Raw genomic sequence first — 23979 nt, 5'->3', positions numbered from 1 at the left:
CTCCTGTCAATTGCAGCCTTGCTGGCAGGCGGACCGCTCGGCGCCGCACTCGGCTTGAGACGTACCGCTGGCAATGCAAGCCCGCCATTCGGCGGCGCAGGCGCTATAGCAGCTGGCAAAGGCTGGCGTCGCAGTCACGGCTAAACCGAGACCAGTCGCAAAAAGAAACGCAGCGAGCTTTTTATTCATGGTGTTCTCCTCAAGTCGGATGGCTGATGAATCCCTGCGCGCGCCATCCTCCGGCGCAGGGCCACATACACAGGTATGTCCTGGTTCATCGCTAGCTGGCTGTGCGTCAGCGCGAAGTGGAAATCCTGGAGATAGGCGCGCCCTTTCGCGCAATAAGGACAGGTCTGCGTGCCATACACAACAGCCTTGGTGGCGGTGCCGGCAAAATACGCGCTGCGATTCCTTTCGCCATACGCACGCTGCAGCCGTTCATATAAATTCGGCACGCCCCAGCCGATAGCAAGACCGCCAGCGAAAATAATGCCGCATATCGCCGTCGATTTCAGATGTCTTTGAAAATATGCCAAAATTTCCTCGAAAAATCTGAGGCCATGATCAGCTCACCATTATTAATTGTCAAGATAATTCAATTCATTTCACCCCGCTGCACAATTGCTCATGCAATCAACATTGCAGGCGCGGTTCGCTCACTGTGCGCCAGGTTGAATTTCAAATCTGCAGTCTCGGTGGCCGTCATCGGCGCGCCGGCTGCCGCTGGCGCCATTGGAACAACGCGGCGTTTATTTATTGCCGATGCACGCAAGCGAATATGTGCAAGCCTGCCCCGCAAAAAACAATCTGCACACCATGTAAATATCGTCGCCATGCGTTAATAGAAACAGACTCTCTGTCACTGTCAATGTTAAGATAATTTAGATTCCACAATTAAATTAAAAAATTAAACATTATTAATAAAAATATATTTTATAATTTTCAGCCGGACATAAGCGCAATAGGCAAAAACCGGCAAGCGCAAACCGTCAGATATCGCCTGCCCATTTCGCATCCAGGCAACCTGATTCGCGATACCGTGGAAGCGCTGTTTTCCACGCTTGCCGGAAGCTTATCCAGCCCAGGTATCACCGCTTTCAAGATCAGCGCTGCTGCAGCGGCCACACCGCGCGCCGGACAAAATCTTTACCCTGCGCACGGTATAATCGGCCTCGCTTACTTCAACACCCAGGCATGACATGACTTCCTCCGCACTTCCTCCCGATACTTCCACCGACATTTCCGACAGCAGCGAAGACAATAACGACGCCACCCTGGTCGCGGAACTGGGGGAACTGGCTGAGCATATCCGCCTCATCAAGATGGAAGGCCGCGTCTTCGTGCGCTTTTCCGGCGTCGTCAAGGCGGGCCACCTGGTGGTGCCGTATGCGCTGGTACCAAGCCAGGGCGTGCTGGCGCGGCCGGCCAAGTGGCGCAAGATGGACCGCGAGACCAAGCTGGCCCTGGTGCGCGAACGGGCCAGCGCGGCCGTCTTCGAGGAGCTGCGCCAGCATGTGATCGATTTCGTCGCCGATATCGCGGGCTTGAGCGAGGACGTGGACACGGACCCGATGGTCTTCCTGCACACCCTGGCCGACATGCAGACGTCGGAGCCGGCCGGCATGGTGTTCGACCGCATCCGCCAGCGTTTCAATCACGCCATCGAGCGCCAGCAGGAAGAACAGCATGCTGCGCGCACGCGCCAGAGCATCAACCTGGCCGAATATCCCGCCTCGTTCGAGATGGCGCGCCGCCTGCCGCGCCGCTTTGTCGCCCTGCTCGGGCCCACGAATTCCGGCAAGACGCACCGCGCCATGGAAGCGCTGGTCAAGGCCAAGAGCGGCATCTATCTGGCGCCCTTGCGCCTGCTGGCCCTGGAAAACTATGAACGCCTGCAGGAAGCCGCGCCGCACGGCAAGCCGCTGGCCGTGAGCCTGATCACGGGCGAGGAACGCAGGGTCGTCGACGGCGCCACGCACGTGGCCAGCACGGTGGAAATGCTGGACACGAAAACCGTCGTCGAAGTGGCCGTCATCGATGAAATCCAGATGCTGGCCGACCCGGACCGGGGCGCCGCATGGACGGCGGCCGTCTGCGGCGCACCCGCCCACACCGTCTACCTGGTAGGGGCGCCCGAAGCCCGGCGCGCCATCGAAGCGCTGGCCGAGCGCCTGGACTGCCCGCTGGAGGTGCATGTTTTGAAACGCATGGCGCCCCTGTCGATGGAGCCGACGGCCGTGCGCAAGGTGCGCAACCTGCGCCGCGGCGACGCCGTCATCGCCTTTTCGCGCCGCGAAGTGCTGATGTGGCGCGACATGATCACGGAAACGGGGTTGTCGGTGGCGACTGTGTACGGCAACCTGTCGCCGGAAGTGCGGCGCGCGCAGGCGCAGCGCTTCCGCGACGGCACGGCCGATATCGTCGTCGGCACGGACGCGCTGGCGATGGGCCTGAACATGCCGATCGCGCGCATCGTCATGACCACCTGCGTCAAATACAATGGCCGCGAGGAGGAAGAGATTTCGGCCGCGCTGGCGCGCCAGATCGCCGGACGCGCAGGCCGCTACGGCGTGCATGAAGAGGGACTGGTGGCCGGCTACGACAACGAGACGCATGAAGTGATGCGCGCCCTGCTGAAGGAAAAACTGCATCCGCTGAACACCAGCGGCTTTGCCGTGGCGCCGTCGCTGGAACACCTGCACCGCATTTCGTCGGTGACGGGCGAACTGTCGCTGTCGAAACTGCTGCGCCGCTTCATTCACAATATCGACGTGCCGGACGGCTTTTTCTTCCCCCGCATCACGGAAGACCAGAAGGAGCGCGCCATCTGGCTCGACACCCTGCCCCTGTCCGTGGCCGACAAGTTCACCCTGTCGCTGGTGCCGATATCGAGCAAGGTGCCGTCCCTGCAAACGGCGTGGGAACACTGGGCGAAGAATCTGTCGCAGGGCAAGACGTCTACCTTGCGGCAGCACGCGTACGGCGGCGACACGCAGAATCTGCAGCAGGTGGAAGACACGTGCCGCTACTATTCCGCGTATGCGTGGCTCAGCTACCGCCTGCCCGAATTCTTCCCCGATATCGCCGTGGCGCAAAACCTGTCGCGCGATGCGTCCGAGCGCGTCGACTCCATCCTGCGCGCACACAATGCGGCTTCGCGCGGACGGTCGAAGAAGTTCAAATAAGCCTCAACCGAGCGGCCAGAACCAGACCTCGCCACAATCCCAGTAGCATTCGGTGCCGCACACCTTCACGCCGATGGACGGCAGCAGGATATCGATATGGCCGCCCGCGCCGCCCAGGTAGCCGGGAATGCGGAAGAAGGCGACCAGGCCCTGGCGCTGGCCGATGCCGGCCATGGCGGCATCCCGGCTGAATTTTTCGGGCGCGCCGAACATCGACGGGCTGGCCAGCATGTGCGCCAGCTTGGCCTGACCCGGTTCGATCAGCGCGCCCTTGAACGGCCCCTTGCGGATGGCCATGCGGCCCCGGACCTGGACGCCGGCCTTGATCAGGGCCAGGCTGACGCGGATGGCGCAGGTATTGGCAAAGCTGTCCTTGCCGATCAAGTCTTCCCAGCCGATTTCGCCGAACAAGGCCGCCTGGTCGACGGCCGCCACGCTCGAGTAATTTTCACGCAGATTGATGAATGCGGGTTTCACGCCGGCCTCCCGTTGCCCCTGGACGATAGGGAACCTCAGGCCGATTGTAGAAGGATGCGGCAGGCCCCGCACTGAGCGAGGTCAAGCGATATGCATTACGGTTTGCCCGCCTCGTAATGCAGTTTCAACACCAGCCCATTATGGTCATCGGCCATATAGATATCGCCATCCTGCCCCTGCTTCACGTCGACGGGCGCGCCCCTGCCCTGCTTGCCCTTGCGCTCCCAGTTGCCGATCAACTCGACGGACTTGCCCAGTGGCGCGCCAGCCTTGTCGGGCAGCAGGGCCACCAGGCGGTGGCCATTGCTGCGGTAGCCGTGGTAGCCGATGATCAGGCTATTCTTGTACAACGCCGGGTAGCGGCTGGCCGTGTAAAAGGTCATGCCCAGCGGCGCGGCGTGGCCGGGCAGCAGGCGCTGCGGCGCCGCATACTGGGCGTCGCAAGCCGTCTTCGGATACTCGGGACTGGCCACATTGTCGTCGTAGCAGTACGGCCAGCCATAGTGCCGGTCGGCCTTGATCAAATTGAGTTCTTCATGCGGCAGGTTTTCGTCGCTTTTCAGCTGCGGCATGGCGGCCTGGATGGCGTCGCGCGAATTTTCCGCCTGCCACAGCTCGCCCGTGGCCGGATGGAAGGCCAGCGCCATCGAATTGCGCAAGCCGCGCGCATGCGTGCGCCAGCTCGTCACCGTGCCGGCCGGCCACGCCATCGTGTATTCGCGGATGGCGCCCAGCGCGTCAAGGCCTTCCGCCGAGGGGCAAGCCTTGGCCGGATCGGGCGCCTTGCCATCGTTCTCGCAATGGTCGGTACTCGACCCCACGTTCACATACAGGTCGCCCTTGGGGCTGAAACGCATGTTCGTCAGCAGGTGCAAACCGAGGCCCGGCAGGCGCGGCGTCTTGGCCGTGCCGCCGATCACGTCGGTGATGGCGCGGGCCGGATCGCGCAAATCGAAGCGGAAGATGCGCCCCACCTCGCCCACGTAGACCATGCCGTCCGGTCCCTGCACGATGCCGTTCGGGCGATCGAGCTTGTCGAGCAGCAGCTTGCGTTCGTAGCCGCCACCGGCCGCCTTGGGCTGCAACAGCCACAATTTACCCTGTTTCGGCGCCCATCCCGCCATGTCCGTGACGACGATGTCGCCATTCGTCAGCGGCAGCACGCCGCGCGGGAATTTCAGGCCGTCGGCCAGCACGGCCACGCAAAAGCCGGCCGGCGTGGTGACGTCGAGGCGCGGCATGCCGTCGCACTGGGCGGCGGTCGCCGCCTGGGCGGGCGCCAACACGGTGGACATACAGGCTGCCAGGGCGCCCGCAAGCATTTTCTTGTTCATGGTCTCACTCCATCAGGGGTAATCGGGGCATCACGGCGCGCGCGTTGGCGCTGGTGGCATGCGCCACTTGCGCGATATCAAGGCCGCGCAGCTCGGCCAGCACGGCGCCGATGCGCGGCAATTCTTCGGGGCTGTTGCGGCCAGGGTGGCTCCAGCTGGGGGAAATGTCGGGCGCGTCCGTCTCCAGGACGATGGCTTCCAAAGGCAGGTCGGCCGCCATGCGGCGTATCTGCAGCGCGCGCGTAAACGTCATGGCGCCGCCAAACCCCAGCTTGAAACCGAGGTCGATATAACCTTGCGCCTGCTGGAAGCTGCCGTTGAACGCATGGGCGATGCCGCCGTTCGGGCGGATCTGGCGCGCATGTTTGAGGACGATATCCTGCGAGCGGCGCACGTGGGTCAGCACGGGCAAGTCGAAGTCGCGGGCAATCTTCAGCTGCTCGCGCAAAAAATGCTCCTGCTTGACTCTCATGGCCGGTTCGCACAGCATGGGGATGAAGAAATCGAGGCCGATTTCGCCGATGGCGACGAAATTCGGGTCGGCCATGGCGGCTTGCACGGCCTCGCGCAGAGCGATCAAATCGTCGTCCGTGGCGTGCGGCACGTAGATCGGGTGTATACCAAGGGCATAGCAGGCGTTGGGCGCCGTTGCCGCCAGATCGCGCACGATGCTGAAATTGGCCCGTTCGACGGCGGGAATGACGATCATGCCCACGCCCTGCTGCTGCGCGCGCGCCGCCACCTGCAGCGATTCGCTGCCGAATTCATGCGCGTCGAGGTGGCAGTGCGTGTCGATCCACATGGCGAATTCCTAGTATTGGTACGGCTGCAGCCCTTCGTCCGTCAGGCGCAGCACGCGGTCGCAGCGCTTGGCCAGCTCGATATCGTGCGTGACGATGACGAAGGCCGTACCCAGGGTGCGCGACAATTCCAGCATCAGGTCGAAAATCTGTTCGGCCGTGGCGTGATCGAGGTTGCCCGTCGGTTCATCGGCCAGCACGCAGGCCGGCTGCGTGACGAGGGCGCGGGCCAGGGCCACGCGCTGGCGCTCGCCGCCCGACAATTCGCCCGGCGTGTGCGTGACGCGCTTGGCCAGGTTCACGCGCGTGAGGATTTGCTGCGCCAGCTCGGTGGCGGGCGCGCGCTTCATGCGCCGTATCATCAGCGGCATGGCGACGTTGTCCAGCGCGGAAAACTCGGGCAGCAAGTGATGGAACTGGTAGACGAAGCCCAGCGAGGCGTTGCGCAAGTCGCCGCGCGCCTTTTCGCTGAGGGTGGCGAAATCCTTGCCCAGCAGGGTCACCTTGCCGCTGGTGGGCGTATCGAGCCCGCCCAGCAGGTGCAGCAGGGTCGATTTGCCGGAGCCGGAAGCGCCGACGATGGCGACCCGCTCTCCGCGGTGGACGTCGATGTCGATGCCGGCCAGGACCTGCACCTTGTAGCTGCCCTGCGTGAAAGTCTTGCCCAGGCCGCGGCAGCTGAGGACGGCGGAATCGGCGGAAGCGCCATTGGAGGCAGGTTTGTTCAGATCGGTCATGGTCATAGTCAGTGGTTTATTCATAGCGCAGGGCTTCCGCAGGTTTCACGCGGGCGGCCCACCAGCTTGGGTACAGGGTCGCCAGGAAGGCGAGGATCACGGCCAGCACGCCGATCTTGGTGACGTCGGGCCAGCGCAGGTCGGACGGCACGGTGCTGATGAAGTAAATGTCCTTGGAGAGGAACTGCACGCCCAGCAGATGCTCGATGAAGGGCACGATGACGTCGATGTTCATGGCGACCAGCACGCCGCCGCCCACGCCCAGGATGGTGCCCAGGATGCCCACCAGCGCGCCCTGGATCATGAAAATCTTCATGATGGAACGGGGCGATGCGCCCAGGGTGCGCAAAATCGCGATATCGGCCTGCTTGTCCGTCACCGTCATCACCAGGGTCGAGACGAGGTTGAAGGCGGCCACCGCGATGATCAGGGTCAGGATGATGAACATCATGCGCTTTTCCGTCTGCACGGCGGCGAACCAGTTGGCGTTCAGCTTGGACCAGTCGCGCAGCCACAGGTCGCCCGGCATGGATTTTTTCAGCTCCGCCGCCACTTGCGGCGCCTGGTTCATGTCGGCCAGGCGCAAACGCAGGCCGGACGGGCCGTCCAGGCGCAGCAAGCGCTGGCCGTCTTCGATATTGATGAAGGCCAAACCCGCGTCGAATTCATTGTGACCCGCCTGGAAGATGCCGCTGACGGTGAAGCTGCGCATGCGCGGCAGCACGCCGGCCGGCGTGACCTGGCCTTGCGCCAGCATCAGCGTGACTTTTTCGCCCAGGTTGACGCGCAGGGCGCGCGCAAGTTCGATGCCCAGCACGATATTGAAGGTGCCCGGCTGCAGGGCCTTGAAGCTGCCCATGCGCGTCTGGCCGGCCACGTCGGAGACGTTCGGCTCTTCCTCGGGCAGCACGCCGCGCACGATGGCGGGGCGCAGCGCATCGTCGCGCAGCAGCATGCCTTGCGTTTCCACAAACGGCGCGGCGCCTTTCACGGCAGGATTCTTGAACGCCTGCGCCGCTTCGGCGCGCCAGTCGGGCATGCTGCCGCTGTTGTCGAACACTTCCACGTGGGCCAGCACGGACAGCATGCGGTCCGTCACTTCCTTCTGGAAGCCGTTCATCACGGACAGCACGACGATCAGCGCCGCCACGCCCAGGCCGATGCCGGCCATGGAAATGAGCGAGATGAAGGAGATAAAACTGTTACGGCCACTGCGCTTGCCGGCCCGCGTGTAGCGCAGGCCGACCAGCCATTCAAAGGGCAAATTCTTGAAAATACTCATTATTCAGGCGGTCTTTATCGTTTCTTGGAGTGTTATTCGTAGCGCAGCGCCTCGGCCGGCTTGACGCGCGCGGCGCGCCAGCTCGGGTAGATGGTCGCCACCAGCGCCAGGCCAAAGGCGATCAGGCCGATCTGCGCCACGTCCAGCCAGTGCACGTCCGACGGCACGGCGCTGATCTGGTAGATTTCCTTCGAGATGAAGTGCAGGCCGAAGATGCCTTCGATGAAGGGCACGATGACGCCCACGTTCAGCGCCAGCACGACGCCGCCGATCACGCCCAGCGCGCTGCCCAGCAAGCCGACCAGCGCGCCCTGGATCATGAATATCTTCATGATCGAGAACGGCGAAGCGCCCAGGGTGCGCAAAATGGCGATATCGGCCTGCTTGTCGGTGACCGACATGACCAGCGTCGAGACGAGGTTGAACGCGGCCACGGCGATGATCATGCTGAGGATGATGAACATCATGTTCTTCTGGCTTTGCACCAGCGCATACCAGCTGGCGCTGGCGCGCGACCAGTCGCGCATCCACAGCTGGCCCGGCATCGAGGCCTTCAATTCGCGCGCCACCTGCGGCGCCTGGTTCATGTCGTGCAGGCGCAGGCGCAGGCCGGACGGGCCGTCGAGCTGCAGCAGCTGCTGCGCATCCTGCATGTTCACAAACGCCAGGCTGCCATCGAGTTCATTGTGGCCTGCCTCGAAGATGCCGGCGACTTTGAGCGCGCGCATGCGCGGCATGACGATGCCAGTGGCCGGGTCGCCCGCCTTCGGCTCGCGTTCCAGCATCAGGGTGACGTTCTGCCCCACCTGCACGCCCAGCGCCTTGGCCAGGTCGATGCCCAGCACGATGTTGTACGAGCCTGGCGTGAGATCCTTGAAACTGCCCTGCTTCATCTGGGAAGCCACGCTGGAGACGGTGGCTTCCTGCTGCGGCAGCACGCCGCGCACGACGGACGGGCGCATGGTTTCGTCATTGAGCAGCATGCCCTGGGTTTCCACGAACGGCGACACGGCTTTTACTTGCGGGTTGGCGTAGGCGGCGCGCTCCTGCGCCTGCCAATTCGGCATCGAGCCGCTGGTATCGAACACCTCGACATGGGCCAGCACCGACATCAGCCGGTCGGTGACTTCCTTCTGGAAGCCGTTCATGACGGAGAGGACGACGATCAGGGCGGCCACGCCCAGGCCGATGCCGGCCACGGAAATGAGGGAGATGAAGGAAATGAAGCTGTTGCGGCCGCTGCGCTTCCCGGCACGCGTATAGCGCACGCCAACCTGCCACTCAAAAGGAAATTGTTTGATGATGCTCATGCGCTCCCGCGACAACGTAATATGCGAGCGCGCAGTGTGCCACACAAATGACACTCATGCGTGAAACACATCACCGTGGCGCGACTTTTCCCGCGCCCGCCGTCAAGGGAAAAAGCGCAGGAACTACTCCCCCACCGCCACAATCGCCTACAATCTCGGGATGAATCAACTTACCCTCGTCCTGCCCTTCGCCTTGCCCAACGCCGAACTGGCTGCCGACCTGCTCAAGGTCTTGCAGGCACCCGCCCTGGCGGCCCTGCTGTCGCGCACCTCGACTTGCAATTTGGAAACTTTTGACAACGCCAACCGCCTGCTGCCGCACGAAGCGTGGCTGGCGCATGCCTTGACCCTGTCGCCCGCGCCCAACGGCGCGGCGGCGCAGGCGGCCTTTGCGGCCCAGGCCATGCGCGGCTACGGTCTGGCGCCGGAACCGGGCGCGCGCTACTTCCTGCTGCATCCGGCCCACCTGGCCATCGCCCGCAGCCATATCAGCCTGGAAGACTTGCGCCAGCTCAAGCTGAGCGAGGCCGATGGCCGCACGCTGTTCGAGACGGCGCGTCCGTATTTCGACGAAATCGGCCAGCCCCTGGCGTATGGCGACGCGGGCACCTGGTTCATGCGCGCCGATGGCTGGAGCGACTTGCAGTGCGCCACGCCGGACGCCGCCACCACGCAAGACCTGTCCGTGTGGATGCCGGAAGGCGAGCATGCGCGCGCCGCGCGCCGCCTGCAGAACGAAGTGCAGATGCTGTGGCATGAACATCCCGTCAACGCGGCACGCGAAGAACGGGGCTTGAAAGCCATCAATTCCTTCTGGATCTGGGGCGGCAGCCTGGCTGCATCTGCACCTGCGCGCTGCGCGGCCAGCCTGCATACGAAGGACGCGCCCGACTGGCTGGCCGCGCTGGCGGAACCGGCGCGGCGCGATGCCAGTCCAAGCAGTGTGCTGGCGGACCAGACCGACGCCATCGTCGTGCTGGGCGGATTGACCGAAGCGGCGCAGGCGCAGGAATGGGGCATGTGGCTGCAACAGTTGCAAGCGCTGGAGGCGGACTGGTTCGCGCCCCTGCTGGCGGCCGTCAAGGATGGCCGCCTGGGCCAGTTGCGCCTGGTGCTGAGCCACCGCGACGCCTGGCTGGACTGCACCACCAGCAAGCATGCGCAGCGCAAATTCTGGCGCGCGATTACCCTGAACAAGTTGAAAGCATCATGACCCGTACCCGCATCGCCACCCGTCCCTGCCCTTACCGCGAATCCGAATTGCTGCGCCAGGGCGGCATCCACCCCGTGCTGGCCCGCTTGTATGCGTCGCGCGGCCTGTCCGACGCGAAAGAGCTCTCGATCGAGCCGAAGGACTTGATACCGCCGTCCGGCTTGCTGCACATCGGCGCGGCCGGCGTCTTCCTGGCCGACGCCATTGCCGCCAAGAAACGCATGGTCATCGTGGCCGACTACGACTGCGACGGCGCCACCGCCTGCGCCGTCGCCATCCGCGGCTTGCGCGCCATGGGCGCCGACGTCGACTTCATCGTGCCCAACCGTTTTGAATACGGTTACGGCCTGACGCCGGAAATCGTCGAACTCACCGCGCGCGAAAAATCGCCCGACATCATCATCACCGTCGACAACGGCATCGCCAGCATCGACGGCGTGGCCGAGGCGAACCGGCGCGGCATCCAGGTGGTTGTCACCGACCACCATTTGCCGGCCGACACCCTGCCCGACGCAGCCGTCATCGTCAACCCGAACCAGCCCGCCTGCGGCTTCCCTAGTAAACATCTGGCGGGCGTGGGCGTCGTGTTCTACGTCTTGCTGGCCTTGCGCGCCGAACTGCGCCGGCGCGGCATCTTCGATGCGCAAACGCAACCCAAGCTCGATAACCTGCTCGACCTGGTGGCGCTGGGCACGGTGGCCGACGTGGTGCGCCTCGATACGAACAACCGCATCCTCGTCGCGCAAGGCTTGAAACGCATGCGCAAGGGCAATATGCATGCAGGCGTGGCCGCCCTGTTCCGCGTGGCGGGCCGCGAAGCGCGCAGCGCCACGCCGTTCGACCTCGGTTTTGCGCTGGGACCGCGCCTGAATGCGGCCGGCCGCCTGCAAGACATGTCCCTGGGCATCGAATGCCTGGTCACGGACGACGAAGGCCGCGCCTGGGCGCTGGCCCAGCAACTGAACGACATCAACCTGAAGCGCCGCGAAATCGAAGCGGAAATGCAGGATACGGCCCTGCTGCACCTCGATGCTTTCGAGCCGGCCAACAGCAGCACCATCAGTGTCTTCGATGAATCCTGGCACCAGGGCGTGATCGGCATCGTGGCCTCGCGCCTGAAGGAAAAGTTTTATCGTCCGACCATCACGTTCGCACCGGGCGCCGATGGCTGGATCAAGGGTTCCGGCCGCTCGATCCCCGGTTTTCACTTGCGCGACGCACTCGACCTCGTGTCGAAACGGGCGCCCAGCCTGATCGACAAGTTCGGCGGCCACGCCATGGCGGCCGGCTTGACCATCCGCGCCGACGCCTTCGACACCTTTTCCCAGGCCTTCGAAGCCGTGGGCCAGGCCTGGCTCAGCCAGCAACAGCTGGAACGGGTGGTGGAAACGGACGGCCCGCTGGAAGACGCGTATTACACGACGGCCTTCATCGAGCTGATGGATGAGCAAGTGTGGGGCCAGGGCTTCGCCCCGCCCGTCTTTTGCGACGAATTCCGCGTCGTCAGCCAGCGCATATTAAAAGAGCGCCATTTGAAACTGTTGCTGGAAAAGAACGGCGTGCGCTTCGACGCCATCTGGTTCGGCCACACGGACGCCCTGGGCGAGCGCACGCGGGTCGCCTTCCGGCTCGACGCAAATGAATACAATGGCACGACGAAAGTGCAGTTGATGGTGGAGCATGCTGAACCTGCCTGAGCACGCGGCATGCAGCTGTTGCCCTGCCTCAAACATGCGCCAGATAGTCAACATTCCCCCTAAGTAATAGCGTATCTAGTCATACAGGCAGCCGCCGGTTGCCATGACTGGGAGGAAATCGCATGGAATACGGGGGATTCTGGCGCCGCGTGGGCGCGTTTTTTATCGATACGGCCATCATGCTACCGCTGGTCCTGCCGATCGTTTATCTGGGGCTGCCCTGGAGCCAGTCATTCCTGCTGTACTGGTTTTTGCCCGGTCTGGCGCTCAACCTTGCCTACAATGTTTACCTCGTCAGCCGTTTTGGCGGCACACCCGGACAGTTGCTGTGCAAATTGCGGGTGCGCATGCTCGACGGTGCGCCAGTGACGCGTCAGGCGGCGCTGCTGCGCTATTCCATAATGCTCACGCTGACAACACTGACTGCCATCGCGGGCATTATTATTACCTTGCGCATCGATGAAGGCGCCTACGCTGCCATGACCTTCACGCAAATATCCGCCCACATAGCCCGTCTTAAACCCGGCTGGTCTGTGATGCTCGATACGCTGACGCAACTATGGATCTACAGCGAATTCGTGGTGCTATTATTTAACAAGAAACGCCGCGCCCTGCAGGATTTCATGGCTGGCACGGTCGTCGTCAAGCTGCCTGCCCGCGCCGCGCAGCCGCTGCCCTCCCCCTCCACCTGAAAGAAAGCCAAACCGTCGTGTTGACCGGCCTGAACCACCTCACCCTGTCCGTGGGCGACCTGGCGCGCAGCGTGGCCTTTTACCGCGACACCTTGGGCCTGCGCCTGCATGCGCGCTGGGACAGGGGCGCGTATCTGTCGGCCGGGGATTTGTGGCTGTGCCTGTCGCTGGATGGACAGGGCACGGCCGCGCTGGCCAGCCCGGCTTACACGCACTACGCGTTTTCCATTTCCACGGAAGACTTCGCCGCCTTTGCCGCCCGCCTGCGCGCCGCCGGCGTGCCCGAATGGCAGCAAAACCGCAGCGCCGGCGATTCCCTGTATTTTCTCGACCCGGACGGCCACCGACTGGAAGCCCATGCTGGCAGCCTGGCGCAGCGGCTGGCGGCCTGCCGCGCAGCGCCGTATCAGGGCATGGTGTTCGAGGATTGAGACCGGCAAGATCGCATATTTATTAAATTCGTTAGATTCATTAGAAAACGAAAAATGCAAGCGCCGTTGCCGTGAAAAAACACTGTCACGCCTCGGTACACCCTTGATAACCTTGCTTTTAAGACTTAATCAGGCTGACAAGATTCCATCCATCAATAGGCAAATTTGCCACATTTTATTGCATAAATAAAAATATTGATTGAAAATAGTTAACACTTATTTGGCAAATTCACTAAAATCGATGACGCATCAGGAAATTCCCAATGATGCATGATCAGTTTTGAGGGCAAACCCGTCGAAAGGCGGGGACGCAAAGCCACCGGCCTACCGCGCGCAAGCGCCACGGCAGCGGGGCTGCCAATGCAGGGCCGGGACCGCCAGCGCGCGGCGCCAGCCTGGAAGCATTGTCGAGATGTGGCCCTCGCCCAACTCGGAGAGTTTCGCCATGAAAAAAATCATTCCCCCGCATCACCGTCACGGGCGCCTGCTGCTGGGCGCCACAGCCGCCCTCCTGCTGGCCGCTTGCGGCCCCGGCCAGGAGACTTCCACGCCGCCCGCCGCCATCGCCACGGCAGCGACACAGTTCACTGTCGAGGTGCCCGTCGTCCCCGCCGCCGTCGGCGCGCTGGTGGTGCAACCGATGTTCCATGCGGCCCCGGCCCTGCTCGATGCGCCTGACGGGCGCGACAGCGCCAACAGCAGCGGCTCGGCCCACTGGCGGCCGCACTTGCAAAACGTGCCCGGCGCCATGCGGGAAATGACCACGCGCCGCCTGACGGCGCAAAAAATCGCCGCCTCGGAACAGGCGGCACAGGATATCGCCCCCTTGCTGGACGGCGGCGCGGGCGACATCGCCGCGCCCATGGCCGGCAGCAGCGTGGTGGCGACCTATTCTCCCGCGCAAATCCGCGCCGCCTACGACTTGCCCGCCCTGCCGGCGGCCGGCACGGCGCTGACGCCAGCCCAGGCGGCCCAGCTGGGCGCGGGACAGACGATCTACATCGTCGACGCCATGCACAACCCGAACGCAGCGGCCGAACTGGCCATCTTCAACCAGAAATTCGGCTTGCCCGGCTGCACCACCAAGGCTATCGCCACGAATGCCACCCTGCCCCTGCCGCCCGCCCCGGCCAGCGGCTGTGAATTTTCTGTTGTCTACAACACGCCATCGAGCACCATGACGGCCACGGCGCCCGCCTACAACTCGGGCTGGGCCATGGAAATCGCACTCGACGTGCAGTGGGCGCATGCCACGGCGCCGCTGGCGCGCATCGTGCTGATCGAGGCGCCCGACGCTTCCATCAACAGCCTGCTGGGCGCCGTGCGCCTGGCCAACCAGATGGGGCCTGGCGTCGTGTCGATGAGCTTTGGCGCCGCCGAAGGCAACTGGACAGCATCCGTCGACAGCGCCTTCACGGGCAAGAACATGAGCTACCTGGCTGCCACGGGCGATTCGGGCAGCGGCGTGTCCTGGCCGTCCGTGTCGTCCAACGTGCTGGCCGTGGGCGGCACCACGCTCAGCTACAGCGGCAGCGGCGTGCGCAGCGAAACGGCCTGGTCCGGCACGGGCGGCGGCATCAGCGCCTATACGGCACTGCCCGCCTACCAGACGGCCAGCGTGCCCGGCCTGACCAACTTGCTGCGCCGCAACGTCGCCGACGTGGCCTTCAATGCCGACCCCGCCACCGGCCAGTACACGGCCGTGATGACACCCGGCAGCAGCACCGCCAGCTGGCTCAGCATTGGCGGCACCAGCCTGTCCACGCCGCAATGGGCCGGCCTGGTCGCCATCGCCAACGCCAGTCGCGCGCTGCAAGCGAAGGCGGCGCTCGGCTTGCCGCACAACATCTTGTACGGCCAGATCGCCAGCGTGCCCGGCACCTTCGCCAGCAGCTTTGCCGACATCACGCGCGGCAGCAACGGCACGTGCAGCGTGTGCACGGCCAGGGTCGGCTATGACCCGCTGGGCGGCCTGGGCACGCCGAACGTGAAAAGCCTGCTGGCCGGCCTGTCGGGCACGCAGATTGCACCGACCGCGCCCGTGGTGGCGCCGGCCAGCATCAGCGGCGCGGCCGGCAAGCCGCTGTCGTTCACCGTCTCGGCCACCGCTGCCAATCCCCTCAGCTACACCATGCTGGGCGCGCCGGCCGGCATGAGCATCGCCGCCACGGGCGTGGTCAGCTGGGCCGCCCCCGTCGCGGGCACGTATGCCGTGACCATGGTGGCCAAGGATACCGTCAGCGGCCTCAGTGGCCAGGGCGTGTACGCCATCGTCATCACCCCCGTCGCGCCGCCCGTCGTCGGCGCCGGCGCCATCACGGGCAAGGTTGGCACGGCCCTGGCGTTCAATGTCAGCGTCTCCGCCCCCAATCCCGTCAGCTACACGCTCGCCGGCGCGCCGGCCGGCATGACCATCAGCAGCGCCGGACTGGTGAGCTGGGCCGCGCCCGTAGCCGGCACCTATGCCGTCACCGTGACAGCCACGGACAGCAAGACTGGCCTGAGCGGCAAAGGCATCTATACGGTGGCCATCGCCGCCCCGCTGCCCCCCGTCGTGACCGTGGCCAGCGTGAGCGGCAAGCCGGGCGTGTCCCTGTCGTTCGCCGCCACGACGGTGGCGCCCAACCCCGTCACCTACAGCCTGTCGGGCGCGCCATCCGGCATGGCCGTCAGCGCCGCCGGCGTCGTCAGCTGGGCCAGCCCCGTGCTGGGCAGCTACAGCGTGACCGTCATCGCCAAAGATAGCAAGACGGGCTTGACGGGCCAGGCCGTGGCCACGGTGAAAATCGCCGCCGCCGGCCCCACGATCAGCGCCGCCGCCATGACGGGCGTGGCCGGCAAGGCCATGAGCGGCAGCATCGTGCTGACGGCGCCGGGCGCGAACGCCCTGTGGATCTCCATCCTCGGCGCGCCGCTGGGTATGCAGTTTTCCATGAGCGGCATGACCATCACGGCCACCTGGCCGCAACCGGTGGCCGGCAGCTATGCGCTGAAGGTCGTGGCAGTGGACAGTAACGGCTTGACGGCGCAACTCACCGTGCCCGTCACCGTCACGGCCAGATAAGCGAACGGGGCCCGCCAACGGGGCGCACCGGGACACCCGTCCTGGCGCGCCCCGTTTTGCATGCGCGCGGCCGTTGCAACGAATCCAGAAAAGGAGTATAAATAGTCCATATACAGAGTTTTAATGAAGGACATGCCATGAATCTCGCCTACGCCTACCCCAAGAGCCGCTTCGAGCCGGCCGTGCTCGTCGACCTGAATGCCAAAGCCGAGCGCGAGCGATTGTCGCAAGCGGCCTTGAAAGGGTTTTTCAAGCTGGCCGCCGCCTGGAAGCTGCGCGACGACGATGCGCGCGAATTGCTGGGCGGCCTGTCCAGCAGCGCCTGGTACGAGTGGAAGAAGCACCCGGACCGCGTGCTGGAAGTGGACCGCATCACGCGCATTTCCTATTTGCTGGGCATCTACAAGGCCTTGCACATCCTGTACGGCGACAAGCTGGCCGACGAATGGGTGAGTTTGCCCAACAAGAATCCCATCTTCGGCGGCCGCACGCCCCTGTCGCAGATGCTGGCCGGCGGCTTGCTGGCCATGCAGACGGTGCGCAAGCTGCTCGACGCGCGCCGCGGAGGGCTGTGATCGTGCCTGCCGCCCCGAATGAGCACCTGCCGCCGCTGGCCGCCTTGCGCCAGATCGACACTTGCCGCCTGATTCCCTCGCGCTTCGCCGACATGGAAGACTCCGTGCTGGCGCCCCTGGCCGAGAACGACGATCACCTGCGCGAGCTGTTCGAGCTCGATAATGCGACCAACGCGCGCCTGGTGGCCGAGTACGGCGGCGCGCCAGGAATTGGCGTGGACGAGCTGGTTTTTGGCGTGCCGCACTTTCGCATCATCAACGCCGCCTACACGTATGCCCGCCCGGAAGGAGCGCGTTTCAACGATGGCGAACGGGGCGCCTGGTATTGCGCCTTCGACATGCCAACGGCGCTGGCCGAGATCATTTTCCATAAAACCGTGGAATACCAGGAAATCGACTATTTCGACGACAGCGTCAACTACCAGTCGCTGCTGGCCGATTTTTCCGCCAGTTTCCACGACTTGCGCGGCCAGCAGCGCTACCAGGCTTGCCTGGACCCGGCCAGCTACATCGCCTCGCAAGACCTGGCCGCCACCCTGCTCGAAGCCGGCTCCATGGGCGTGATCTTCCCCAGCGTGCGGCACGCCAGCGGCACCAACCTGGCCTGCTTCCGTCCTGCCCTGGTGGGCAATGTTCGCAAAGGCGCCGCCTATCGGTTAACATGGCGGGGTACGCCGACGCCGCAGGTGGAAGCCTTGCCAGGCAAATAAACCGCGCGCACCGGCACCCGACTCACCGCAACCTGATATTTCGCATGCAAACCAATCCTGAAAAAGACACCGAACTGCGCCTCAAAGTGAACAGCGAAACGGCCCGCCTGGCCTGGAGCGAGCTGGAAAAGCATTTCGCCCAGGGCAACGTCGTCTGGGTCGCCAATGAACTGGACCTGGTCGAAGTGGCCGTGCGCATCTCGCACGACGACAAGGCCACCATCACGCAATGGATGGTCGATGGCAAGGTCGCCAAGGTGTCGGACCAGCAGGCGCTGGACTGGCAGGCGGCCGACGCCGCGCTGTGGGCCGTCGTCGTCAGCCCGTTCATTCTGGTGCAGCAGGAAAAGCCGACGAAACATTAGAGATTACGTTCGAACATCAGTCGTAACGGTGCCTAGCCAAGCAAGGTAGCCGTAATTACTCGCATCTATATGTACTAATAATTACGGCAGCTGGCGCACTTACATTAAATTATATTACTAACAAAGAAGGCTAAAAAGGAATCTCCTCACCTAAATCTTCCTTTGTGGCACGGTGAAGTACAAATAACGATTCATTTGCCTCAATCCATTCCCAAGCTTGCGGAGTTAGCTCAAGACCTGGATAGCGCTCGCTGCTGTAGTCCTCCTGCATCATAGTTTCTTCAATGAATTTCTTGGTCAACAAACGCTTCATCCCAAGATTGAATCCAAGACTCGTTACTCCAGCACGTTCTGCGTCCTGTTTTGCGGAATATAGCCCGGTTGGACTATGCGGACTAAGCCCGCCTGCCAAAATTGCCATTACTCTTAATTCTGGTGGAGATAAACCTGCTACAGGAGCAACAGCCTCTGCGTCAGATATAAACTGCAATGCTGCATCTTTTTTCACATAGGCCTTTATCTTTTCCGTTATATCCGCTTTGAGTTTATTGAAATCGCTGATCGATTCTGACTTGTATATTATGATTGTACGATGTTGGATATCGAACGGAAATTTCTTGCCAAGTCGCTCCGCGTTACAAATCATTACTACTGGTCGTCCAGATGCAAATGCATATCCGAGTTCATACCAAACATTCGGGTTATCCACTGTAATATCTGCAAGGCAAACAATAGCCGAACGAATGCCATTCTCGATTGATTCAATTGGAACCGACACGCTCGGATCTTGATCGACACGATAGGCATCATATCCCGCTGCCTTAATGGCGGGTTCGTAAACGTCGCTATATCTCTTATCGTATGCACCGCCATCAAATGGCTGAATTACAAAACATGTTGGCATGTATTTTTCACAATAAAATAGAGTGCTAACTTAATATTTATCAACCAAAAAATCTGATCAATCCAAGTTTTAAATAATTAAATACCATAAAACTGAGCAAAAATACTCACCCTACGACATTCAGCTTATCGCAATTTTTTAGAATAAAAACTAAAACTGATGCTAGAAGAAGATTACAGCAAATTTAATCGCACAGCTCGGGCGGCTAAGTAATACGAAGCAAGCGCCCTCTCAGTGCCCGCCACCCAGGTAAGCCGCAATCACCTTCGGATCATTTTTCAGGCTTTCCGCCGGCCCGTGCACGGAAATGCTGCCGTTTTCCAGCACATAGCCGTAATCGGCCACGTTCAGGGCGGCGGCGGCGAATTGTTCGACCAGCAGCATGGTCACGCCTTCCGCCTTCAAGCGCGTGATGATGCGGAAGACTTCTTCCACCAGAATCGGCGCCAGGCCCATCGACGGCTCGTCCAGCAGGATCACTTCCGGGTTCAGCATCACGGCGCGGGCCATGGCCAGCATTTGCTGCTCGCCGCCCGACAAGGTGCCGGCCAGCTGGTCGCGCCGCTCCTTCAGGCGGGGGAACAGTTCCAACGCCTTGTCCAGGTCGCCCTTGATGTCGCCTTTCGGGCGCGCCCGCGTAAAACGGGGGAAGGCGCCCAGCAGCAGGTTGTCCGTCACCGACATCGAGGCGAACACCCTCCTGCCTTCCGGCGAATGGGCCAGTCCCGCGCGCGCGATGCGGTGCGAATCGAGCCCCGTGACATCCTTGCCGCCCAGGGTGACAGTGCCGGATTTCGGTTTGAGCATGCCGGAAATGGCGCGCATGGTGGTGGTCTTGCCGGCCCCGTTCGAACCGATCAGGGTCACCAGCTTGCCCTTCGGGACGTCGAGCGAAATGCCGTGCAAGACTTCGACTTTGCCGTAGGCGGCGTGCAGATTGTTAATGGTCAGCATGGTCTTCCTCTCAATGCGCCGCTGGCGCCAGGGTTTCGGCGCTGCCGCCCAGGTAGGCTTCGATCACTTTCGGGTCGCTCTGGACAAGCGCGGGCACGCCTTCGGCGATCTTCTGGCCGAAGTCCAGCACCGTCACCACGTCCGACAGGGCCATCACCACGTCCATGTGATGCTCGATCAGGATGATGGTGATGCCGTGCTCGCGGATCTTGCGGATGATGGCCATCAGTTCCTTGATGTCGGGCGCCGTCAGGCCCGCCGCCGGCTCGTCGAGCAGCAGCAGGCGCGGGTTCAGGCCCAGCGCGCGGCCGATTTCCAGCAGCCGCTGCTTGCCATACGGCAGATTGCGCGCCTCTTCGTTGGCCAGGTCGGCCAGGCCGACGAATTCGAGGATGCTGGCGGCCCGCTCGCGCGCCGCCTTCTCTTCGCGCTTGTAGCGGGGCGTATGCAGCATCACGTCCAGCACGTTCGATTTAAACGTGTTGTGCAAGCCCACCAGCACGTTTTCCGTCGCCGTCATCTCGCCGAACAGCTGCACGTTCTGGAAGGTGCGCGCCACGCCGCCCAGGGCGATTTCGGACGGCGTGCGGCCGGAGATCACCACGCCGGCAAATTCCACCTTGCCCGCCGTCGGCTTGTAGATCCCAGTCAGCACGTTCATCATCGTGCTCTTACCCGAGCCGTTCGGCCCGATCAAGCCGTGCACGGAACCCTGCGTGACGTTCAAGTCCACCTGGTTCAGCGCTTTCAGGCCGCCGAACTGCATCAGGGCATGTTCCACGCGCAGCAGGGTCGCGCCCTGCTGCCCGCCCTGGGCGTGGTCGAACGGCGCCACGCCGTGCGAGGCGACGGCTTCCACATGGCGCCGGCCCTTGCCGATAAAGCTCATCAGGAAGCCGACGATGCCGTCCTGCAGGTAGTACACGACAAATAAGGTCATCAGGCCGAAGATGGTCAGACGCCAGTCGACCATGTTTTCCAGCTTGTACGAATACGCGGCCAGGCCGATGGTGGCCACCAGGGGCACGAGCACGCCGCGCACGGTGGAGCGCTTCTTCGCCAGCATGACGATGGAACCGATCACGCCCAGCACGGCGGCGCCGACGGCAATCTTGCGGAACAATTCGATGTCCGACAGCAGGCTGGGCAGCATGACGACGATCAGGGCGCCGATCAGCGCGCCGGAACGCGTCTTGCGTCCGCCCATGATGACGGCCAGCAAGAACAATATCGTCAGCTCGAAGTTGTAGGTATTGGGCGAAATGTACTCTTCCGAATACGCATACAGGCTACCGGCCAGGCCCGCGAAACCGGCGCTGATGACGAAGGCGTAGACCTTGTAGCGATACACGGAGACGCCCATGCAATCCGAGGCGATGGGGCTGTCGCGCAAGGCTTCGAAGGCGCGGCCCAGGTTCGACTTCAGAATGCGGTGCACCACCACCAGCGAGATCACCAGCAGCGCGGCGACCATGTAGTAGTACTCGACCTCGGAAAGCTTGTGGCCGAACAGGACGGGCTTGTGGATCTTGATGCCCATCGGCCCTTCCGTCAGGAAGCTCATTTCATTGATCAGGATTTGCACAATGGTGCCGAAGGCCAGGGTCACCATCGCCAGGTAGGGCCCCGTCACGCGCAGGGCCGGCAAGGCCAGAATGGCGCCGAAGACGGCCGCGCCCAGGATGCTGGCGGGGATGGCCAGCCAGAACGGCGCGCCCAGCTTGAACACCAGCACGCCCGTGGCGTAGGAGCCGATGCCGAACAGGCCCGCGTGGCCCAGCGACACCTGCCCCGTGTAGCCGACGACGATATCGAGACCGAACAGCAGGATGGCATAGATCAATATGGTCTCGGCCAGGTGGATGTAATATGGGTTCGGGATGACGATGGGGAACAGCGCGAGCACGGCCAGTCCCGCCGCGCTCAACGCCAGCATGGTGATTTTCTTGTTCATGTCGTCCTCAGACTTTCTTGATCGCGGCTTTGCCGAACAGGCCGGACGGCTTGATGGCCAGCACCAGCAGCAGGAGCAGCAGGCCAGGCACTTCCTTGTAGCCGGTGGAGATGTAGTAGCCGGTGGTCGTCTCGGCGATGCCCAGGATCAGCCCGCCGACGATGGCGCCCACGCCCGACGTCAGGCCGCCGATGATGGCCACGGCAAACGCTTTCAAGCCCAGCGAAGCGCCCATGGTCGCTCCCGTCAGGGTCAGCGGCGCCACCAGCACGCCCGCGAAGGCGGCCGTGGCCGATGACAGCGCGTAGGAAAAGGTGATGACCATGCCCGTGTTGATGCCCATCAAACCGGCCGCGTCGCGGTCGTTGGCCGTCGCCACGACGGCCTTGCCATAGATCGACTTGCGGTTGAAGACTTCCACGGCCAGCATGATGGCCAGCGCGCCGACGATGACGGCCACCTGCATCTGCTGCACATTGGCGCCGAATACCTGGAACGGCGCGGCCGACAGCGGCGACGGGAACATCAGGTCATCCTTGCCCCAGATGTTTTCCGCCACGTTCTTGAAAATGATGGCCAGCGCGATGGTCGACATGATCCAGCCGAATTCGGACTTGATCTTGATGGCGGGCCGCACGCCTATCCATTCGACGAACACGCCCTGCAAGGCGCCGAAGACGATGACGATGGGGATCATCAGCAGATAGCTCATGTACGGCCCGCCATGGATGGTGCCCACCAGGGAGAGGCCCACGAGCGCGCCCAGCATCAGGGATTCGCCCTGGCCGAAATTGAGGGTGCCGGAAGTGGCAAAGGTCAGCTGGTAGCCGAAAGCGATGACGGCATAGATCATGCCCAGCGCGATGCCGCTGAAGACGAGCTGCAGGAAGATTTCCATGGTATTCCCCGGAAGACGAAAGATGAAAAAATGGCCAGTCCTGATTCCTCAAGGCTGGCCACTGCGCGGCGACTGTCCGCCAGGCTTATTTCGCGAGGACGACCTTGCCGTCCTTGACTTCGCCAAACACGGTCAGGTCGGCCGTGATCGCTTCATGGTTGGTCTTGCTGAACGGTTTGTTGTAGGTCGTGACGGCGCCTTCCACCTTCTCGTTCAGGTTTTCCAGCGCGGCGCGCACTTTCGGGCCGTCCGTGCCGCCCGCCTGCGTGATGGCCGCGGCCAGCAGGTAGATGGAATCGTAGCCTTGCGCGGCCGAGACGGCCGACGGCATGCGTCCGCCCGATGGCTTGTAGGCGGCCACGTAGGCGTCGATGAAGGCCTTGCGCTTCGGCGTGCTGGCGTCCTGGATGAAGGTTTGCGGCATGCGCGTGCCGTTGCCGTTCTTGCCCGCGTTGTCGATGAAGTTACCCATGGCCAGGGTCCAGCTGCCGATCAGCGGCACTTTCCAGCCCAGTTTTTCCATGCCGTTGGCGATCTGCGCCAGTTCCGGGCCGATGCCGTAGGTCAGCACGACTTCCGCCCCCGCCTGCTTGGCTTTCAGCAGCTGGGCCGTCATGTCGACGTCCTTGATGTTGTATTTTTCCACGACGACGGGCTTGATGCCCTTCTTGTCGAGCGCTTTTTCCAGGTCTTCACGGCCCAGCTGGCCATAGTTGGTGGAGTCGGCCAGGATCGCCACTTTCTTGAACTTGCGGTTTTCGATCGCCTCATGCACGATCATGCCGGACTGGATGGTGTCATTGGCCGCATTGCGGAAGATGTAGTTTTCCGGCTGGTCGGCGAATTGCTTGGTGACGATGGAACCCGTCGCCACATTGTTCATGACGGGAATCTTCGCTTCCTGGTAGAAGCGCTGCGAAGCGAGGGCCACGCCCGTGTTGATGTAGCCGACGGTGGCGGCGACCTTTTCCTTGTTGATCAGTTCCTGGGCGATCTGCACGCCGCGTTCGTTCTTCGCTTCGTCATCGCGCTCGATGAGCAGCAGGGAACGGCCCAGCACGCCGCCTTTGGCATTGATTTCAGCGACGGCCAGCTTGACGCCGTCGCGCATCGACACGCCCATCGGCGCGGAACCGCCCGTAAACGGTCCGGACACGCCGATCTTGATGGGGTCGGCTGCGACTGCCGCCTGCGAGAAACCCAAAACCAAACTTGCCACGAGCAATTTCTGTTTCAAATTCATTGTCATCTCCTCTGATACAACGTTTTTAATGCCACTTATTTTTATAGTCGTACGCTGGATAACCGCCCCATCGATAAATCATTGTAGGTGAGTAAACATGCACCAGCAACAACTACATATGACGCGTCGCAACATGCGGAAAAGCCGCAATTGC

General features: G+C 62.7%; 23 protein-coding genes and 1 riboswitch. Of the genes, 10 read left to right on the top strand and 13 right to left on the bottom strand.

Annotated elements, in window-relative coordinates; genetic code table 11:
• Nucleotides 1-6 precede the first annotated feature (6 nt).
• Both O3298_RS09985 and O3298_RS09980 read right to left on the bottom strand, forming a co-directional pair.
• Nucleotides 7-189: a hypothetical protein gene (locus tag O3298_RS09985; protein ID WP_143451532.1), complete on the bottom strand. Its 183-nt coding sequence runs from the start codon at nucleotides 187-189 to the stop codon at nucleotides 7-9.
• The gene (locus tag O3298_RS09980) at nucleotides 186-536 is read right to left on the bottom strand and encodes a hypothetical protein (protein ID WP_305059176.1); all 351 of its coding nucleotides are present in this window, start codon (nucleotides 534-536) and stop codon (nucleotides 186-188) included. Before O3298_RS09980 ends, O3298_RS09985 begins: the two co-directional genes overlap by 4 nt.
• A gap of 24 nt (nucleotides 537-560) precedes the next feature.
• Here O3298_RS09980 and O3298_RS09975 point away from each other — a divergent pair, with 24 nt between their 5' ends.
• Together O3298_RS09975 and O3298_RS09970 are read left to right on the top strand one after the other, a co-directional pair.
• On the top strand, nucleotides 561-842 hold the full coding sequence (locus O3298_RS09975; RefSeq protein WP_305059175.1) for a hypothetical protein: 282 nt from the start codon (nucleotides 561-563) through the stop codon (nucleotides 840-842).
• 357 nt (nucleotides 843-1199) lie between these two features.
• Nucleotides 1200-3185, top strand: coding sequence for a helicase-related protein (locus O3298_RS09970; RefSeq protein WP_305059174.1), 1986 nt, complete (start codon nucleotides 1200-1202; stop codon nucleotides 3183-3185).
• A gap of 3 nt (nucleotides 3186-3188) precedes the next feature.
• On the opposite strand, the gene O3298_RS09965 is transcribed toward O3298_RS09970, so the two are convergent.
• The 6 genes from O3298_RS09965 to O3298_RS09940 all read right to left on the bottom strand — a co-directional run bounded on the left by O3298_RS09965 (nucleotide 3189) and on the right by O3298_RS09940 (nucleotide 9125).
• A complete protein-coding gene (locus O3298_RS09965; RefSeq protein ID WP_305059173.1) occupies nucleotides 3189-3662 on the bottom strand; it encodes a T6SS effector amidase Tae4 family protein in 474 nt (157 codons plus the stop codon).
• Between the two features lie 95 nt (nucleotides 3663-3757).
• Nucleotides 3758-4996, bottom strand: a complete 1239-nt coding sequence (locus tag O3298_RS09960; protein ID WP_305059172.1) for a sorbosone dehydrogenase family protein — start codon at nucleotides 4994-4996, stop codon at nucleotides 3758-3760.
• 4 nt (nucleotides 4997-5000) lie between these two features.
• Nucleotides 5001-5798: a TatD family hydrolase gene (locus O3298_RS09955; protein WP_305059171.1), complete on the bottom strand. Its 798-nt coding sequence runs from the start codon at nucleotides 5796-5798 to the stop codon at nucleotides 5001-5003.
• A gap of 9 nt (nucleotides 5799-5807) precedes the next feature.
• On the bottom strand, nucleotides 5808-6533 hold the full coding sequence (lolD, locus tag O3298_RS09950; protein WP_035819561.1) for a lipoprotein-releasing ABC transporter ATP-binding protein LolD: 726 nt from the start codon (nucleotides 6531-6533) through the stop codon (nucleotides 5808-5810).
• A 16-nt stretch (nucleotides 6534-6549) separates the two neighbouring features.
• On the bottom strand, nucleotides 6550-7815 hold the full coding sequence (locus O3298_RS09945) for a lipoprotein-releasing ABC transporter permease subunit (protein ID WP_071076820.1): 1266 nt from the start codon (nucleotides 7813-7815) through the stop codon (nucleotides 6550-6552).
• A gap of 32 nt (nucleotides 7816-7847) precedes the next feature.
• Nucleotides 7848-9125, bottom strand: a complete 1278-nt coding sequence (locus O3298_RS09940; RefSeq protein ID WP_289914375.1) for a lipoprotein-releasing ABC transporter permease subunit — start codon at nucleotides 9123-9125, stop codon at nucleotides 7848-7850.
• Between the two features lie 160 nt (nucleotides 9126-9285).
• On the opposite strand from O3298_RS09940, the gene O3298_RS09935 reads away from it, so the two are divergent.
• The 8 genes from O3298_RS09935 to O3298_RS09900 all read left to right on the top strand — a co-directional run bounded on the left by O3298_RS09935 (nucleotide 9286) and on the right by O3298_RS09900 (nucleotide 17872).
• Complete coding sequence (locus tag O3298_RS09935) at nucleotides 9286-10338, top strand: hypothetical protein (RefSeq protein ID WP_289914374.1); 1053 nt, start codon at nucleotides 9286-9288, stop codon at nucleotides 10336-10338.
• Complete coding sequence (gene recJ / locus O3298_RS09930; RefSeq protein ID WP_305059170.1) at nucleotides 10335-12035, top strand: single-stranded-DNA-specific exonuclease RecJ; 1701 nt, start codon at nucleotides 10335-10337, stop codon at nucleotides 12033-12035. The genes O3298_RS09935 and recJ overlap by 4 nt, the downstream gene beginning before the upstream one ends.
• A gap of 122 nt (nucleotides 12036-12157) precedes the next feature.
• Nucleotides 12158-12727, top strand: coding sequence for an RDD family protein (locus tag O3298_RS09925; protein WP_305059169.1), 570 nt, complete (start codon nucleotides 12158-12160; stop codon nucleotides 12725-12727).
• A 17-nt stretch (nucleotides 12728-12744) separates the two neighbouring features.
• Nucleotides 12745-13158 carry a fosfomycin resistance glutathione transferase gene (fos, locus tag O3298_RS09920; protein ID WP_305059168.1) on the top strand — a complete coding sequence of 138 codons (414 nt, stop codon included), beginning with the start codon at nucleotides 12745-12747 and terminating at the stop codon, nucleotides 13156-13158.
• Between the two features lie 275 nt (nucleotides 13159-13433).
• A riboswitch (cyclic di-GMP riboswitch) is annotated at nucleotides 13434-13520 on the top strand.
• A gap of 83 nt (nucleotides 13521-13603) precedes the next feature.
• Complete coding sequence (locus O3298_RS09915) at nucleotides 13604-16222, top strand: S53 family peptidase (protein ID WP_305059167.1); 2619 nt, start codon at nucleotides 13604-13606, stop codon at nucleotides 16220-16222.
• A gap of 137 nt (nucleotides 16223-16359) precedes the next feature.
• Nucleotides 16360-16797: an MbcA/ParS/Xre antitoxin family protein gene (locus tag O3298_RS09910; RefSeq protein WP_071076812.1), complete on the top strand. Its 438-nt coding sequence runs from the start codon at nucleotides 16360-16362 to the stop codon at nucleotides 16795-16797.
• Between the two features lie 2 nt (nucleotides 16798-16799).
• On the top strand, nucleotides 16800-17507 hold the full coding sequence (locus O3298_RS09905) for an RES family NAD+ phosphorylase (RefSeq protein ID WP_305059166.1): 708 nt from the start codon (nucleotides 16800-16802) through the stop codon (nucleotides 17505-17507).
• A 44-nt stretch (nucleotides 17508-17551) separates the two neighbouring features.
• Entirely contained in the window at nucleotides 17552-17872 is a 321-nt protein-coding gene (locus O3298_RS09900) for a DUF2288 domain-containing protein (protein ID WP_251348370.1), read from the top strand.
• Between the two features lie 130 nt (nucleotides 17873-18002).
• Here the strand turns inward: O3298_RS09900 and O3298_RS09895 are convergent, their stop codons facing one another.
• The 5 genes from O3298_RS09895 to O3298_RS09875 form a co-directional block, all read right to left on the bottom strand.
• A complete protein-coding gene (locus O3298_RS09895) occupies nucleotides 18003-18776 on the bottom strand; it encodes a hypothetical protein (RefSeq protein WP_305059165.1) in 774 nt (257 codons plus the stop codon).
• Between the two features lie 231 nt (nucleotides 18777-19007).
• Nucleotides 19008-19730, bottom strand: coding sequence for an ABC transporter ATP-binding protein (locus tag O3298_RS09890; protein ID WP_099667581.1), 723 nt, complete (start codon nucleotides 19728-19730; stop codon nucleotides 19008-19010).
• Nucleotides 19731-19740: 10 nt separating this feature from the next.
• Nucleotides 19741-21684: an ATP-binding cassette domain-containing protein gene (locus O3298_RS09885; protein ID WP_305059164.1), complete on the bottom strand. Its 1944-nt coding sequence runs from the start codon at nucleotides 21682-21684 to the stop codon at nucleotides 19741-19743.
• Nucleotides 21685-21691: 7 nt separating this feature from the next.
• Nucleotides 21692-22582 (bottom strand): branched-chain amino acid ABC transporter permease, encoded by an 891-nt coding sequence (locus O3298_RS09880; RefSeq protein WP_034782923.1) that lies wholly within the window; start codon nucleotides 22580-22582, stop codon nucleotides 21692-21694.
• An 85-nt stretch (nucleotides 22583-22667) separates the two neighbouring features.
• Nucleotides 22668-23825, bottom strand: coding sequence for an ABC transporter substrate-binding protein (locus O3298_RS09875; RefSeq protein WP_046682990.1), 1158 nt, complete (start codon nucleotides 23823-23825; stop codon nucleotides 22668-22670).
• Between the last annotated feature and the right edge of the window lie 154 nt (nucleotides 23826-23979).

Origin of the sequence: Janthinobacterium sp. SUN137, assembly GCF_030587265.1 — a bacterium.
GTDB lineage: Bacteria > Pseudomonadota > Gammaproteobacteria > Burkholderiales > Burkholderiaceae_D > Janthinobacterium > Janthinobacterium kumbetense.
Note: the sequence above shows the minus strand (reverse complement) of the source record. Positions and strands in the feature narration are given on the sequence as shown.